The organism is Pedobacter sp. UC225_65 (assembly GCF_042698365.1).
Classification (GTDB): Bacteria; Bacteroidota; Bacteroidia; order Sphingobacteriales; family Sphingobacteriaceae; genus Pedobacter.
Window position 1 is genome coordinate 314,252 of sequence record NZ_CP170550.1, and the last position, 15,001, is coordinate 329,252.

Below are 15,001 nucleotides of genomic sequence, written 5' to 3' on the forward strand. Positions count from 1 at the left end.
CCTAACCCATGAAAAATACCCTATTCTTTCTGCTACTCTTTCCTGCAATCTGTTTTGCACAAAATTACACCATAAAACCGCTTACTGCTGGTAAAAACACCAGCATGAGAGGCTTATCTATTGTATCTGATTCGGTTGCCTGGGTAAGTGGTAGCAATGGCTACGTGGGTAAAACCTTAAATGGTGGCAAAACTTGGGAATGGACACAACCCAAAGGATTTGAAAAGTTGGATTTTAGGGACATTGAGGCTTTTGACAACCTCAAAGCCATTATCGTGAATGCAGGTTCGCCGGCTTACATCCTTTCGACGATAGATGGCGGAAAAAACTGGCAACAGGTCTATAAAAATACCGACTCGGCTATTTTTTTAGATGGCATGGCCTTTTGGGACAGCCAGCAAGGAATCATATTTGGTGATCCGATCAAAAATAAGATGCAGCTTTTAAAAACCACTGATGGTGGTTTAACTTGGAAAGATATCTCTGCCAATTTAAAGAAAGAGCTAAAAATGGGCGAGGCCGGCTTTGCGGCCAGTGGTACTACCATTAGAACTGCGGATGATGGTAAAGTTTGGATTGCCAGTGGTGGCGCTGTATCTAATATTTATTTTTCTAGTAATTATGGCAAAAAATGGAAAGTGTATCCATGCCCAATTATCCAAGGCGAAAGTAGTACAGGGCCATTTTCTATCGCTTTTTACGACCATAAAAAAGGTATAGCTGTAGGTGGAAATTACCTAAAGGATAAAGAAAACACAAACAATGTGTTGTTAACGAGCAATGGCGGTAAAAGTTGGAGTAAACCTACAAAACCAGTTTTGGGCTATCGTTCGGCAGTTGAATACATCACCGATCAATTGTGTTTTGCAACAGGCTCTTCTGGAACCGATTATTCAAATGATGGCGGTAAAACATGGACCAATATCTCTACGCAAAACTTTAATGCTTTGCAAAAAGCTAAAAAAGGTAAGCTCATTCTGTTAACTGGAAATAAGGGACAGATTGCGCAGTTGATGATGCCTTAGGGGAATAGGTAAAATAAAAATATTTTTTTGTAAGGATTTGTTGATTTTGTCGACTACCTGATTATAATCCCTTTCAGTATGTGCTGTAAGGAAAATTCATTTGATCAGAAAATTAATTAGTAGACATGAAAAAAATCCTGTTAACCGCATTCATTATTTTTGCTACAGCGCAATTATTTGCCCAAACGGCTTTAAAAGTAGGAGAGAAAGCCCCCTTGTTTAATGCAAAAGACAATAGTGGCAAGTTGATCGACCTAAAGAAGGTCTTAAAAGAGCATCAATCTGTAGTGCTTTTCTTTTATCGTGGGCAATGGTGTCCATTTTGTAGCAAGCACATCAAAAACCTACAAGATAGTTTACAGGTATTAACGGCAAAAGGAGCCTATGTAATTGGCGTTTCTCCAGAAAATGCAGCAGGTATGGATAAAACCGTAGCCAAAACGAAAGCTTCGTTCAGTATCATTAGCGACCGTGATTACAGTATAATGAAAGCTTATCAAGTAAATTATGTAATGGAACCGGGTTTGGCAGATAAATATAAAAAGGGAGGACTTGATGTGGCAATGGCAAATGGACAAGTAGATTATGTTTTACCCGTACCGGCAACGTATATCATTGGTCAGGATGGCAAGATCAAGTTTGCCTATTTTGATAAGGACTATAAAAAAAGGCCTTCGGTAAAGGTACTGGAAGCTGCTTTGTAATCTAATAAGGAGAGATATTCGCTAGCGAAGTTTTCTCAAATGGATATCTCTTTTACTTACATTTTTAGAATAAAGTAACCCCAAAATTCCAACCTAGCCAACCCTTGGTATGGTTGGTTACTTTAAAAGTATTGGAACTGTTGCCAATCAAATCGTAACCAGCTATTTTCTGATTCTGTTTAGTATAATAGAAGTTGAATGCTGGCCCTGCATCTACCGCAAGCCACTTGGTCAATCGATAACCGATATTTACATCCAACCTGTTGAGGATATTGTGGTATTTCCAATCGCCTTGGTAGATGTATCGGCTGCTCATTCTCTGGATTTAAGAGAAATTGTTTGCCGATATTAAATTCCTTCCCAATTCCTATACCTAATGCAGTTAGTTTTTGATTGCTACTAAAGTTTTTGCCAAATAACACTTGTGTATATAATTTGTGATTACCTGTTTTTAAGGCTGCATTAAAGTCTATGCTTTCGTTGGTACTGAGGCCAATTTTGTGGTAACCTTTTTTGATGATATTGATCAAGCCGAGGCTATAGCCCGAAGAGCTATCGGCGATATTGACCAAACCTATCTGCAAGCCTTTTAGCTGTTTGGCATAATTAAAAATACCACCTATTTGAAGTCCGTTTGCTTCTTTAGCTATAAAGTTGCCCAATAAGGCAAACTGGGCACCTTTTACCTGTTCTGCCGTATTCAAAACGCCAATTTGCCAACCTGTCAATTTATTTTTGGTTCTGTTATAACCTGTCGAAAATTGTAACCCATTAAAACTGTTGTTTACATTGTTAAATAATCCAGCAAACTGCATTCCTTTAAAATATCCATTGGTTTGGTTATAGAGCACTGTAAGCTGTAGTCCTTTGGAGGTTTGAAGTACCCTATTGTGCACACCACCAATCTGAACGCCATTGAGTTCTTCGTGTGCAAGATTGTAGCCCACAGAAATCTGAATGCCTTCTACGTTTTTTCGTACATTGTTATAAAGCCCACCAATCTGAATACCATTGAGTTTTTCACGCACCCTATTGTAGCCCGTAGAAATCTGAATGCCGTCTACACTTTTAAGGACATCGTTGTGAAGACCACTGATCTGTAGTCCTGTAAATTTACCGCCAACCAGATTAAAAGTGCCACCAAATTGAAAGACACGAACATTTCTTTTGTCAATGTTATAAAGTAATCCTATTTCCATCCCATCTACGCCAGCATTGTAATCGCCTGTAATGTTAAAAGAAAACTTGTTGATCGACCTGTCCGCTTAATGAGCCATGGGAACTTAAGCCTGGTCCTAAAGATATTTGAGCAGGTGCATTTGCAATAAATCCGCCAGTATTAGCAGTTTGTATCTTTTGCCTGGAAGTAATGAGTAAACGTCCTAAAAATGTTTGTCCTAGTTCGGATGGAGCATCATCTATATACCTATTGCTGTTTTTTCTTTTGTTTTTAAAGACTGTAATCTCTGGTAAGAAGAAAGACGTGATATCCTTATAGTTCAGTTTGCTAATCGTAATCGCAATGGTCTGCGATATATTTTTAAGTTTTAGCGTAAACGCACCATCCTGATCAGTTAAAGTAGACTGGAGAAGGTTTTTTTCATACACACTGGCATTGGCAATGGGTTTACGGCTTTGTTCATCTACCACTTTTCCAGTAATGGTGTAAATGTATTGGTCGCCAACGGATTCTTGTGTGATCAAAGCCAATTGCAAGGGTGCATACCTGATGATGATAAAATCGTAGGCTTCTCGATATTCATACCGCTGTTTAAATAGTTTGTCTAAGGTTTCTGCAATGCTTAAATTGGCCACATTGAGGTCTACCAAGCTATCTAAGGGCAAGATGGTACTGTTGTAAGAAAACCTAAAATTTCCTTGTTGCTCAATGGCTGCTAAAACCTTGCTGAGCTTTTGTTGGCGGATCAGAAGAGAAATGTTTTTGCCTAATATATTTTGGGCCTTTGTTTCTGTCTGCGCACCACACAACATCAAAAAGATGAAAACAACGATAGCGTAGTTTTTAGACAATACGATCATCTGGTTACTTCAATAGAATTTGTTTACCACTATAAACAACCTGGATGGCATGGGTTTTAGCAATGATATCTAAAATCTGATCCAGCTTTTCATCCTTAAAGGTAGTGTTAATTGGCAATTCTAATAAAGAGGGTTTGGTAATGCTGATCTTTACATTAAACTTTTCGTTAAGAATAGTTACCAATTCTTCTAATCTAGTTTGGTCACAAACAATCTCATTGCTATAGTAATAATTGTACAGCTTACTATTGTTGAGCGTTTTAGATAGATTGAGGTCTTGGTCTGCGATGTCTATTTTTTCTCCTTTGCGCAATTCGATACTTTGATTGGCCTTGCTCACTTTTACAATCCCAGTTTCTACAATGACCACGGTATGTTCATTTCTGCTCTTTACATTAAAAGAAGTGCCAACCACTTTAACCGTAATGTTATTGACCTTGATGATGAATGGTTTTTTTGGGTTTGGTTCTACCTTAAAAAATGCTTCCCCTTTTAAATTAACAGCCCTTGTTTCGCCAGCAAAATTGGCGGATAGTTGCGAATTTTTATTTAAGGTAACCATTGAGCCATCTGGAAGTTCTTGTTTTAAAGTGGCCGAAGTTGTTTGGACGTTAACAAGAGATTTTCCTTGGTTAAGTAAAGTATAGCCCAGCCAACCAGATACACTGACAATAAGAATGGCTGCCACAGCTCTGGTCCAAGTAAAGAAAGGTTTTTGTTTGGCGATCAAGCCTTCATTTGCCATCCGTTGGTTAAGACGGTCTAATGCATCGTAATCTTTTTCATGAACTGGAGGTGCCAATTCGCTCTTTTCAATGATCAGCTTAAAATCATTGAAATATTTTTGGTTTGCAGGTACTAGGTTGATCCAGGATTCTACTTGTTGTCGCTCTGTCGCCGTAGCTTCATCAAGCAGGTATTTAACTAGCAAGTCATCATTCACGTTGGTATCATTCAGGTTCATAGGCTTTGAGTTAAATAGATTAATATAAGTGGTAAAAAATCGACCAATTTCAGACGTAGCATTTTTAAGGCTTTTCCCATCTGATTTTCTACTGTTTTAACCGATAAATTAAGTTTTTCAGCAATCTGGTTATATTTCAGTTGTTCTATGCGGCTCATCTGAAAGATGGTCCGACATTGCGTTGGTAATTCGTTAATGGCCATGTGGATCTGCTTTTGCAACTCTACTGCCAATAGCTCTTTTGATAGATCTTGTTCGTTTACCGCAGTTTGGTTGTGGTATACTTTAAAGGTAGACCTTACATTTTGATGTTTGAGATAATTTAAACATTCGTTATGTACTGAACGGTACAAGAACGATTTCAAGTATCCACCAGTATCAAGTTGTGCCCTTTTTTCCCATATCCTACAAAACACGTTTTGGATGATTTCTTCTGCATCGTCGTGGTTTTTGATAAAAGTAGTGGCATATTGATGCAAACGCTTAAAATAATTAAGATAAACGGTATCAAAGGCTGTTTTATCACCTCTTTTTATGAACGGAATAAAATGATTGTCGTTATGCTCCAATGGTCTGTTGATCGTATCTAAGGTAAACTTTTGTCGTAAATTTATCAGCATAAATGTTAGTGGAGCGGGGTAGTTTCAATCATTAAGGCTGTGGGTTTAAGTTCATGGTCAGTTTTCTTTTGATGATAAATTCTTTGATAAATGTGGGCAACAGCACATCGAAGGCAACCAATAACCTATTCATCTGTCCTGGTACAATTTCCTTCTTTCCTTTGAATAATCCATCGATGGCCGTTTTAGCCACTTGTTCGGGTTCTAAAATGGTAGCTTTAGACAGGCCTTTTAAAGTATGGTTCAGCACCAAAAGCTCGGCCTTGGTATTGATTCCACCTGGGCTCAACAGGCTTACATGTACATTGGTTCCCGATTGCTCCAACTGTAGGCATCTGGTAAAATAGCTGATAAATGATTTTGTAGCACCATATACCAATTTTCTGGGCACCACAAAACGTCCACCTAAGCTTCCCACGTTTAAAATGTAGGATGACTGTTCTTTGTCTGCCTGGTCTAGAAATAATCTGGTCAATAGCACCGTACTTGTAATATTGAGGTCGATCTGTTTTTTGTAAAAATAGATGTCCTTTTCTTCAAACCAAGACCAATTGCCCAAACCTGCATTATTGATCAATAAATCAACATTGAGTCCACGTTGATGGAGTTCTTCAAAAATTGCAGTGCAGCTCTCTGCCTGTGTCAGGTCGTATTCAAAGTAAACGACCTTGATGTTGAAGTTGACCTTGATAAAGTTGGCCAGTTTTGGCAGGCCTGAATTAGGTAAGGACACCAGAACAAGGTCGATATCCCTGCCTGCAAGCTCAAAAGCAAATGATTTTCCCAAACCTTCGCTGGCCCCAGTAATTAATGCAGTTAGATTTTTCATGTGTATAAGGTTTATAGAGATTGTTGGATGTAGTTGACTGTTTTTTCCAATCCCTCAGCAAAAGGCGTGATCCTATAATTTAGTTGGGTAATGGCTTTATTGCTGCTGTATTTTTGGTCGTATTTTAAGCGGTCGGCAAATTCAGGCAGAAAGAAAGGAGCCAAACCTGTAATTTTTGTTTTAAGCAATTCGATATGACTGAAGAATTTGATCAGCTTCTGAGGCACCCTGACCATCTTTTTATGTTGATGGGAAACTTTACCCAAGGTTTCAAAAAACTGATTGAAACTTACATCTTCACCACCCAATATGTATCGGTCTCCAGATTTTCCATGCTCCATCGCTGCGATGTGGCCATGTACTACATCGTCTAAAAATGCATAATTGGCTACATTTTCTCCAGAACCTGGAATTACTCTCCAGCTACCTTTCAAATAGCCTTTTACCATTTTGCTTACCGTGTTGCTATCGGTAATGGGCCCTTCGCCAAATACCCGAGATGGATTAACAATCACTACATCCAAGCCATTTTGTACATAGGTATTCACTTCTAGTTCGGCCAAGTATTTTGTCCGTTCGTAATCAATCGGGAAACCTGATATCCTTGGGTCGGTTTCCACCATCGGATGTTTAAAAGTAGGTCCCCAAACCCCACAGGTAGAAGTGTAGACTATCCGTTTTACGTTTAAGGCAATGGCACTTTCCAATAGGTTTCTGGTTCCAATTACATTGACCTGATAAAAATCGTCTTTGTTTTTGCACCACATTTTTGCAAGGGCAGCGGTATGGTAAACCTGTTCGCAGCCTCGCATGGCATTCATTAAACTTTCCTTGTTTAAGATGTCTCCAACAAAGAACTTGATGTTTTGGTGTTGGATAAGATAGGGGTGGTCTAGTTTTCTACATAAAGCGTGTACCTGATAACCTTTATTGGCCAATGCTATACATAACTTTCTACCGATAAAGCCAGAGGCCCCGCTAACAAATATTTTTGTCTCCATTTGATCTGTATTTTGAATAATTAAACCAATTCCATGGTAATGGTATAAAGCGAATGATGCACCTTTACAGTTTTGCATATCCCATTTTGGAAGTAATAATCGTTGTAATTGCCATCGGGTAGGTTGATGCGGTACGTATTCGGGGCCATTCGTTTGATCGCTAAAACTTGTTGGAAACTGTCTGAATAGACCTGCGCAATGTTAACCGGCTCTTTGCAATACAAGAGCATCATATTGTAATTGATACTACCATTAATGGCGTTCGATTTGTTACCAGCTTGCAGTAGGTAGCTTTGGTTGATGAGTTTGGTCTCTTTGCGTTCTTTTTCTCTTCCATTTACCTTTCTGTAAACTGTAGAAAAGACCAATTGACCATTTTTAAAATGGGCTTCATCATCAGTTTGAACATCGATTTCAAAAATGAAACGGGTTTTTACTTTCGAGTTCATTTTGAGATAGGTATCTGTGCCATTTCTTTTTTGTTTAAACTGCATCTGGCCGATTACATCCCCATTGCGTTTGATCTGATAAGTTGAGGTTTCTTCTTGTGCAAAAGAAGAAATTGTAAAAAGAAGGGCTATAATGGATAGTATTGTCTTTTTCTTTAACAGCTTATGAAAGCTATCAACTTGAAATTGCATAACAAGGTTATTGAATACAGGAAGTGCATGTTTTTTGAATAACCAAAATAAAAGTGCTGGAACCATGATTTCTGTTTTTATGATGAATAAAATTTGTGTTTCTATAGCTAATACAACCGAAAGTATTTTTACCCCTATCACAAATGTTTTTTTATTTTTAGTTTCAGAAATGCTGTTTGTAGACATTGATTTACCTTTATCAATGCTTTGTCATAAATCAGCTAGTTTTTTGATACAGTGGTTTCTTCTAGAAACATATCTCTACTTTTGTCGTTTAACAAAAATGTTAAACAAAAATGTAAATGGCGCAGAGAGATACAGGAACAGAGCAGCATATTAAAGAAACGGCCAAACGAATCTTTTTTTCTGAGGGAAAATTACATGCTACCACACAAGATATTGCAGATGCTGCAGGTGTGAACCGAACGCTTTTAAATTACTATTTTAGGTCTAGGGATATTCTTTTTGAACAAGTTGCAACAGAGGCAAGAGCCGAGATGTCGGCCATTATGGATTCTGTTTTTTTGGCACAATTGCCATTTAAAGAGAAGTTGCAACAACTGATCAATGTATTTATAGATCAGACCATTGAGTTTCCATATCGAGAAATGTATGTGATAACGGAACTTAACCGCACTGGAATGGTACCCGAAGAAAAGAAAACACGTTCTAAACTATTTTTAAAAGAGATTGCTGCAGAAATGGAGGCAGGAAAAATTAAGAAAATGGATCCAAGACAATTTTGTATGAATTTGTTTGCACTGATGTTACATCCTTTGATTACCAATGGGCTCAACAAAACATTGTTTAATGTAAATGATGAAGAGTACCTGCGGATGATGAAAGAGCGCAAGCGATTGATTTTTGAAATGGTCTACCAATAAATTAAACAATATAGAACACAAAGTAACCCCACATAAACATGAAAACAACAATACGACTATCGATTTTATTTTTAGGAGCCATTCTTGCTTCTTGCGGAGGAGGTAAAGACGAACAGGCAGCGAAGGCCGCGGCGGCGGCAAAGCCACAAGTCTATCCAGTATTTGCCGTTGCTACCCAATCTACTACACTTGATTCTGATTATCCTGCAACAATTGAAGGAATCCAGGATGTAGACATCAGACCAAAGGTTGATGGTTTTATTGAAAAGATCTATGTGGATGAAGGGGCTGTGGTAAAGAAAGGGCAATTGCTTTTCAAGATTAACGCACCTCAATATGAGCAACAGGTTAGAACAGCAAATGCTTCAATCAGCAATGCTGAGGCCAATGTAAATGCTGCCCAACTTCAGGTAAACAAAACCAAGCCACTTGTAGATAAAGACATCATCAGCAAATATGAGTTGGAAGCTGCACAGCTTACCTTGCAGAGCAGAAAGGCTGCATTGGCACAAGCCAAGGCCGAATTGGTAAATGCAAAGGTAAACCTGAGCTATACCAATATTACAAGTCCGGCAGATGGTGTGGTAGGCAGTATTCCATTTAAAACTGGAAGTTTGGTGAGTGGTAGCAGTGCACAGCCACTAACAACCGTATCCAATATTTCTAAAGTATATGCCTATTTCTCTTTAAACGAGAAACAACTGTTAGATTTTGCCAATGTTTATAAAGGCAAAACTTTGGCGGCGCAAATGAAAAATATTCCGGCAGTTAGCTTGATATTAGCTGATGGAACTACTTACGCGCAAAATGGTAAGATTGAATCAATAAATGGACAGATCAATACCAATACAGGTTCGGCAAGCTTAAGGGCTACCTTCCCAAATCCAACGGCCATTTTAAAAAGTGGAGCAAGTGCAGCCGTTCGTATTCCGCAACATATCGATAATGTGATCTTAATTCCACAGAAATCTACCATCGATCTACAAGGAAAGAAATTTGTATATATACTTGGCGACTCGGCCAAAGTGGTAAACACAGAAATTGAAGTAATGGAAATTACAAAAGGAAAGTTTTATGTGGTTACCAAAGGCTTAAAGGCAGGTGATAAGATTGTACTTGAAGGTTTCCAATCTTTAAAAAATGGAACAATGATCAAACCTGAAGAGTTGAATACTGATTCGGTTTATGCTGAAATAAAAAAATAACACTCATTTAGATCCCGGTTCAGCCGGAAGAAATTAGCATATGTTTAAGAAATTTATAGAAAGACCAGTTTTATCAACGGTCATCTCCATTATAATTGTAATACTAGGAGGATTGGGATTGGTGACCTTGCCGGTTTCCCAATATCCCGAAATTGCACCTCCAACCGTACAGGTTTCTGCTTCTTATCAAGGAGCCAATGCCGATGTGGTAATGAACAGTGTGGTTGTACCCTTAGAAGAACAGATCAATGGGGTAGAGAACATGACCTACATGACCTCATCTGCCAGTAACGATGGTACGGCAACCATTACCGTAAATTTTAAATTGGGTACAAACCCCGACCTAGCTGCGGTAAACGTACAGAACAGGGTAGCCAGGGCAAGTAGTTTATTGCCCGCAGAAGTGACCCGATCAGGTGTAATCACCGCAAAAAGACAAGCCAGTAACGTATTGATCTTTGCGATTTATAGTGATGACCTATCTTACGACCAGAAGTTTTTACAGAATTATGCCAATATCAACATCATTCCGCAGATCAAAAGGATCAATGGGGTAGGAGATGCCAGCGCATTTGGTTTGATGGATTATACCATGCGTATTTGGTTGAAACCTGATGTAATGGCTACTTATGGTTTGGTACCGAACGACATCAGTGTGGCACTTGCCGAACAGAATATAGAAGCAGCTCCAGGTCAGTTTGGAGAGCAAGGAGACCAAGCCTTCCAGTACACTTTAAAGTATACAGGTAGATTAAAAGACGAAAAAGAATTTAGCAACATCATCATCAGAAGTGGTGCAAATGGTCAGGTACTTCGTTTAAAAGATATTGCCAGGATTGAGTTGGGTGCACAAAGTTATGCCAGTTCTGTTAAATTTAACGGTAAGGCAGCTTTAGGTATTGCGATCAACCAAACTGCAGGTTCAAATGCGAAAGAAGTAATCGAAAACTCGATCAAAACTTTAGATGAAGCCTCAAAGTCATTTCCAAAGGGCATGCACTACATGTCGTTGGTAAACGTAAACGACTTCCTTGATGCTTCAATCGAAAAAGTAATCCATACATTGGTAGAAGCCTTTATCTTGGTGTTTATTGTTGTATTTATCTTCCTTCAGGATTTCCGTTCTACACTAATTCCAGCAATTAGTGTACCCGTGGCCATTATCGGTACATTCTTCTTTTTAAGTCTGTTTGGCTTTACTATCAATTTGCTAACCCTGTTTGCATTGGTACTCGCCATTGGTATTGTGGTAGATGATGCGATTGTGGTCGTCGAGGCCGTGCACGCCAAGTTGGACCACGGCTATAAATCGGCTAAAAAAGCAACCTTAGATGCAATGGACGACATTAGTGGGGCTATTGTTTCCATCACCTTGGTTATGTCGGCGGTATTTATTCCAGTAAGTTTTATCCAAGGATCTTCGGGTGTATTTTACAAACAGTTTGGTCTAACCTTGGCCATAGCCATCATTTTATCGGCAATCAATGCGTTAACGTTAAGTCCGGCATTGTGTGCCTTGCTTTTAAAACCGCATAAAGAAGAACATGAAAAGTCGAAGAACTTTTTACAACGTTTTTATACGGCCTTTAATACTTCTTTTGATTTAATGACCAACCGTTATAAAAAATCGGTATCATTTTTATCCCACAAAAAATGGGTAGCCATATTAGGAATTGTATTTTTTGCTGTTGTTTTGGTATGGACAATGAATACCACACCAAAAGGTTTCGTACCTAACGAAGATTTGGGAACGATCATGTCTGACATATCTTTACCTCCGTCAACTTCACAAGAAGCAACGGCAGTGGTCATGACCAAGATCGACAGTATTGTGCATACCATTCCCGAGAATCAAGAGCTCTTTAAGGGTAGTTGGTAGAAGTATGATCAGTGGTTCTGGAAGTTCGTATGGAATGGTCATCTCTCGTTTAACACCTTGGAATGAGCGTAAACGCGATGTAAAAGCAATTATTGGCGAGCTATTTGCCAAAACTGCAAGCATCAAAGGTGCGAAGATCATTTTCTTTGCTCCTCCAACCATCCAAGGTTTTGGTACCAGTGGTGGTTTTGAGTTCCAACTACAAGATAAAACTGGTGGCGACATCAAGAAATTTAACGAAGTTGGAAATGCTTTCTTGGCGGCCTTAAGTAAACGTCCAGAAATTCAATATGCATCAACCTCATTCAACCCTAATTTCCCTCAATACCAGATTGATGTAAATGTAGCCAAGATCAAACAGGCGGGCTTAACTGTAAATGATGTGTTGGGTGTTTTACAAGGTTATTATGGCGGGGTGTATGCATCCAATTTCAATAAATTTGGTAAACAATTTAGGGTAATGTACCAGGCCGATGCACAATATCGTGCAAACCAACAGAGCTTAAATAGCATTTATGTACGTAACTCGAGTGGTACAATGGCACCAATAAGTGAGTTTATCAACTTGGAGAAAGTTTACGGACCTCAGGCCATTTCACGTTTTAACCTCTTTACTTCCATTGCGGTAACTGGTGCGCCGAATTTAGGCTTTAGTTCTGGTGATGCGTTGAAAGCAGTACAAGAAGAAGCGGCATTGCACTTACCTACCGGATATGGTTATGAGTTTTCTGGTCTGTCGAGAGAAGAAATGAGCAGTGGAAGTCAAACCATTTTCATTTTCTTACTTTGTGTAATCTTCGTTTACTTCTTGCTTTGTGCGCAGTATGAGAGTTATATCTTACCATTAGCGGTATTGATTTCATTGCCAATTGGTTTGGCCGGCGTATTTATCTTCGATAAGATATTTGGTGTCGACAATAACATCTATACACAAATTACATTGATCATGTTGGTTGGACTATTGGCCAAAAATGCGATTTTGATTGTTGAGTATGCTGTAGATAGAAGAAGGAAAGGAATGACGATTGTAAATGCAGCCATTGAAGGAGCTACAGCTCGTTTAAGGCCGATTTTAATGACTTCATTCGCATTTATCTTAGGTTTATTACCACTGATGATTTCTACAGGTGTAGGTGCGGCAGGAAATAAATCTATCGGTACAGGTGCCGTTGGAGGAATGTTGATCGGAACAATCTTCGGGATTTTTGTAATTCCGGCCTTGTTTATCATCTTCCAAACTTTACAGGAGAAAGTAAGTAATAAATCTCCTTTTGATGAAGATGTACATGTAGAACAATCAGAACTTGACTTCCCAGCTATTGATAGCCGTGAACACTAATTTAAATTTTATGAAATTGAGAAATAAACTTTCGTTTTTAATTATCGGTTCGGTCATCCTTACTTTAAGTGCTTGTGTTACCCAAAAATACAATCGCCCAGAAGTAAAAAGCGATGGCCTATACCGTGATCAAAAAACTACAGATAGTACCACAATTGCAGACCTTCCTTGGAAGAGTTTGTTTGCCGATCCAACTTTACAATCGTTGATCGAAAAAGGATTGGTAGAGAACTTGGATTCTAAAACAGGCAATTGAACGCATTAAAGTTGCAGAAGCAACCTTACAACAAAGTCGTGCAGCCTTATTACCAAGTTTGCAAGGCGATGTGTCGGTAACAGATGCTAAACAATCTCGTTCAGCTTTGAACTTTCCTGCAGGAATCAATATCAATCTAGAAACACAGACCTACAGGGCCCAGTTGAGCACCAGTTGGGAAGCTGATATTTGGGGTAAATTAAGCAGTGCAAAACGTTCGGCTTATGCTAGCTTGTTACAAACTGATGCTGCGAAAAGAGCAGTACAGACCCAATTGATTGCAAATATTGCCAATGCCTACTATAATCTAATGGCATTAGATCAGCAGTTGAAGATCACCGAACAGACGATCAAAGATCAGGCGCAACAGTGTGGCTACGATGAAAGAACTAAAAGAAGGAGCTATTGTAAATGGAGCTGCGGTAGTACAGAGCGAAGCTAACCTGTATGCTGCAGAAGTAACCTTGCCTGACCTTAAAAGAAGCATTAGAGAAACCGAAAATGCATTGAGCGTGTTGATCGGTAGTGCTGCAGGAGCAATCAATCGTTCTACCTTAGATCAGCAAACAGCTTATAGCAATTTACAGACAGGGGTTTCTGCACAGTTATTGCAGAACCGACCAGATGTGCAGGCAGCAGAATTTGCATTTAGGGCGGCCTTTGAAAATACCAATGTAGCCAAAACCTATTTTTATCCAGCTTTGACTTTAACAGCAAGTGGTGGTTTGTCTAGTTTACAATTGAAAGATTTTTTCAGTCAATCTATATTCTACAATTTGGTAGGTGGATTGACCCAACCTATTTTTGCAAAGGGACAGAACAAAGCAAGATTAAAGACGGCACAAGCCCAACAGCAAATGGCATTCTATTCGTTCCAGCAAACACTTTTAACAAGTGGGCAGGAAGTTTCAAATGCCTTATATGCCTATCAGACTGCTACAGAGAAAGAAACAACCAGAGCAAAACAAATTGCAGCATTGACCAAAGCAGTTGATTTTACAGAAGAATTATTACGTTACAGTTCTGCAACCAATTATACCGACGTATTGACCTCAGAACAGAGTCTACTTGCAGCACAATTAAGTGGTGTAAGCGATAAATTGCAAAAGCTACAGGCTGTAGTTAATTTATACCGCGCATTAGGTGGTGGTTGGAAGTAAAAAAAGTTAACTAAAAAGAAAAAAGGCCCATTAAACATGGGCCTTTTTTGTGTCAAATATTTTTAAAACATATTTTTGACCCAGTTTAACTTCTTAGACTCAAGCAGTAGTTTTATCGACTATCTGTTGTTGTTCATCGATTACGCATAAAACAAAACATCTTATTTAGCAATTTTAAATCGCGATAATTCAATCATTATTGTTGATAAATTATAATAATTTGATGGAATACTTTTAAATAGTATTAAGGGTGCTAGATAATTGTATTCCTCAAATTATTTTTGAAATCTTTTGATATACAATTGGTTAATTTGTTAAACAATAAAACTGGATGCGTTTTTTGCTGTTAATTAAATAACTGTAATGGTTATTTAACTTAAATAAATTATGGACAATACATCACTAGCCTGGCTTAAAGAAGATAAGAGATACCAAAAATGCCCATACTGTAAGA

At 38.6% G+C, this 15,001-nt stretch carries 15 protein-coding genes and 1 pseudogene; 9 read left to right on the forward strand and 7 right to left on the reverse strand.

Features of this window, described 5'->3' with window-relative positions; genetic code table 11:
* Positions 1-8 precede the first annotated feature (8 nt).
* Entirely contained in the window at positions 9-1,025 is a 1,017-nt protein-coding gene (locus tag ACFJIZ_RS01630) for a WD40/YVTN/BNR-like repeat-containing protein (protein WP_379090063.1), read from the forward strand.
* Positions 1,026-1,150: 125 nt separating this feature from the next.
* Positions 1,151-1,729, forward strand: a complete 579-nt coding sequence (locus tag ACFJIZ_RS01635; protein WP_379090065.1) for a peroxiredoxin-like family protein — start codon at positions 1,151-1,153, stop codon at positions 1,727-1,729.
* A 179-nt stretch (positions 1,730-1,908) separates the two neighbouring features.
* Here ACFJIZ_RS01635 and ACFJIZ_RS01640 read toward each other — a convergent pair whose 3' ends face one another.
* The 7 genes from ACFJIZ_RS01640 to ACFJIZ_RS01670 are packed head-to-tail and all read right to left on the reverse strand — an operon-like array spanning position 1,909 to position 7,824.
* A complete protein-coding gene (locus tag ACFJIZ_RS01640; protein ID WP_379090067.1) occupies positions 1,909-2,928 on the reverse strand; it encodes an LA_2272 family surface repeat-containing protein in 1,020 nt (339 codons plus the stop codon).
* Positions 2,929-2,962: 34 nt separating this feature from the next.
* Positions 2,963-3,769 (reverse strand): carboxypeptidase-like regulatory domain-containing protein, encoded by an 807-nt coding sequence (locus ACFJIZ_RS01645; protein WP_379090069.1) that lies wholly within the window; start codon positions 3,767-3,769, stop codon positions 2,963-2,965.
* A gap of 4 nt (positions 3,770-3,773) precedes the next feature.
* Positions 3,774-4,733, reverse strand: coding sequence for a FecR domain-containing protein (locus ACFJIZ_RS01650; protein WP_379090071.1), 960 nt, complete (start codon positions 4,731-4,733; stop codon positions 3,774-3,776).
* A complete protein-coding gene (locus ACFJIZ_RS01655) occupies positions 4,730-5,353 on the reverse strand; it encodes an RNA polymerase sigma-70 factor (protein ID WP_379090073.1) in 624 nt (207 codons plus the stop codon). The genes ACFJIZ_RS01650 and ACFJIZ_RS01655 overlap by 4 nt, the downstream gene beginning before the upstream one ends.
* 31 nt (positions 5,354-5,384) lie before the next feature.
* Positions 5,385-6,182 carry an SDR family NAD(P)-dependent oxidoreductase gene (locus tag ACFJIZ_RS01660; protein WP_379090075.1) on the reverse strand — a complete coding sequence of 266 codons (798 nt, stop codon included), beginning with the start codon at positions 6,180-6,182 and terminating at the stop codon, positions 5,385-5,387.
* A gap of 11 nt (positions 6,183-6,193) precedes the next feature.
* Positions 6,194-7,183 (reverse strand): NAD-dependent epimerase/dehydratase family protein, encoded by a 990-nt coding sequence (locus tag ACFJIZ_RS01665; protein ID WP_379090077.1) that lies wholly within the window; start codon positions 7,181-7,183, stop codon positions 6,194-6,196.
* 20 nt (positions 7,184-7,203) lie between these two features.
* The gene (locus tag ACFJIZ_RS01670) at positions 7,204-7,824 is read right to left on the reverse strand and encodes a DUF6134 family protein (RefSeq protein ID WP_379090079.1); all 621 of its coding nucleotides are present in this window, start codon (positions 7,822-7,824) and stop codon (positions 7,204-7,206) included.
* Positions 7,825-7,834: 10 nt separating this feature from the next.
* Between ACFJIZ_RS01670 and ACFJIZ_RS01675 the strand changes: the two genes are divergently transcribed.
* The 7 genes and pseudogenes from ACFJIZ_RS01675 to ACFJIZ_RS01705 all read left to right on the forward strand — a co-directional run bounded on the left by ACFJIZ_RS01675 (position 7,835) and on the right by ACFJIZ_RS01705 (position 14,547).
* Positions 7,835-8,164, forward strand: a complete 330-nt coding sequence (locus tag ACFJIZ_RS01675; protein ID WP_379090081.1) for a hypothetical protein — start codon at positions 7,835-7,837, stop codon at positions 8,162-8,164.
* Positions 8,127-8,708 (forward strand): TetR/AcrR family transcriptional regulator, encoded by a 582-nt coding sequence (locus ACFJIZ_RS01680; RefSeq protein ID WP_379090083.1) that lies wholly within the window; start codon positions 8,127-8,129, stop codon positions 8,706-8,708. The genes ACFJIZ_RS01675 and ACFJIZ_RS01680 overlap by 38 nt, the downstream gene beginning before the upstream one ends.
* Positions 8,709-8,746: 38 nt before the next feature.
* The gene (locus tag ACFJIZ_RS01685; protein ID WP_379090085.1) at positions 8,747-9,913 is read left to right on the forward strand and encodes an efflux RND transporter periplasmic adaptor subunit; all 1,167 of its coding nucleotides are present in this window, start codon (positions 8,747-8,749) and stop codon (positions 9,911-9,913) included.
* A 40-nt stretch (positions 9,914-9,953) separates the two neighbouring features.
* Positions 9,954-13,131, forward strand: a pseudogene (locus ACFJIZ_RS01690) (efflux RND transporter permease subunit).
* A gap of 10 nt (positions 13,132-13,141) precedes the next feature.
* Positions 13,142-13,387: a hypothetical protein gene (locus tag ACFJIZ_RS01695; RefSeq protein ID WP_379090087.1), complete on the forward strand. Its 246-nt coding sequence runs from the start codon at positions 13,142-13,144 to the stop codon at positions 13,385-13,387.
* Positions 13,388-13,391: 4 nt separating this feature from the next.
* Entirely contained in the window at positions 13,392-13,829 is a 438-nt protein-coding gene (locus tag ACFJIZ_RS01700; RefSeq protein WP_379093826.1) for a TolC family protein, read from the forward strand.
* On the forward strand, positions 13,768-14,547 hold the full coding sequence (locus ACFJIZ_RS01705) for a TolC family protein (RefSeq protein WP_379090089.1): 780 nt from the start codon (positions 13,768-13,770) through the stop codon (positions 14,545-14,547). Before ACFJIZ_RS01700 ends, ACFJIZ_RS01705 begins: the two co-directional genes overlap by 62 nt.
* Positions 14,548-15,001 lie beyond the last annotated feature (454 nt).

What these genes read in the sequence shown, in the direction of transcription:
- ACFJIZ_RS01650 (WP_379090071.1), bottom strand. Translation starts at nt 4,733, where the DNA reads ATGAACCTGAATGATACCAACGTGAATGATGACTTGCTAGTTAAATAC.
- ACFJIZ_RS01665 (WP_379090077.1), bottom strand. Translation starts at nt 7,183, where the DNA reads ATGGAGACAAAAATATTTGTTAGCGGGGCCTCTGGCTTTATCGGTAGA.
- ACFJIZ_RS01655 (WP_379090073.1), bottom strand. Translation starts at nt 5,353, where the DNA reads ATGCTGATAAATTTACGACAAAAGTTTACCTTAGATACGATCAACAGA.
- ACFJIZ_RS01660 (WP_379090075.1), bottom strand. Translation starts at nt 6,182, where the DNA reads ATGAAAAATCTAACTGCATTAATTACTGGGGCCAGCGAAGGTTTGGGA.
- ACFJIZ_RS01635 (WP_379090065.1), top strand. Translation starts at nt 1,151, where the DNA reads ATGAAAAAAATCCTGTTAACCGCATTCATTATTTTTGCTACAGCGCAA.
- ACFJIZ_RS01685 (WP_379090085.1), top strand. Translation starts at nt 8,747, where the DNA reads ATGAAAACAACAATACGACTATCGATTTTATTTTTAGGAGCCATTCTT.
- ACFJIZ_RS01630 (WP_379090063.1), top strand. Translation starts at nt 9, where the DNA reads ATGAAAAATACCCTATTCTTTCTGCTACTCTTTCCTGCAATCTGTTTT.
- ACFJIZ_RS01670 (WP_379090079.1), bottom strand. Translation starts at nt 7,824, where the DNA reads ATGCAATTTCAAGTTGATAGCTTTCATAAGCTGTTAAAGAAAAAGACA.
- ACFJIZ_RS01695 (WP_379090087.1), top strand. Translation starts at nt 13,142, where the DNA reads ATGAAATTGAGAAATAAACTTTCGTTTTTAATTATCGGTTCGGTCATC.
- ACFJIZ_RS01645 (WP_379090069.1), bottom strand. Translation starts at nt 3,769, where the DNA reads ATGATCGTATTGTCTAAAAACTACGCTATCGTTGTTTTCATCTTTTTG.
- ACFJIZ_RS01640 (WP_379090067.1), bottom strand. Translation starts at nt 2,928, where the DNA reads ATGGAAATAGGATTACTTTATAACATTGACAAAAGAAATGTTCGTGTC.
- ACFJIZ_RS01705 (WP_379090089.1), top strand. Translation starts at nt 13,768, where the DNA reads ATGAAAGAACTAAAAGAAGGAGCTATTGTAAATGGAGCTGCGGTAGTA.
- ACFJIZ_RS01680 (WP_379090083.1), top strand. Translation starts at nt 8,127, where the DNA reads ATGGCGCAGAGAGATACAGGAACAGAGCAGCATATTAAAGAAACGGCC.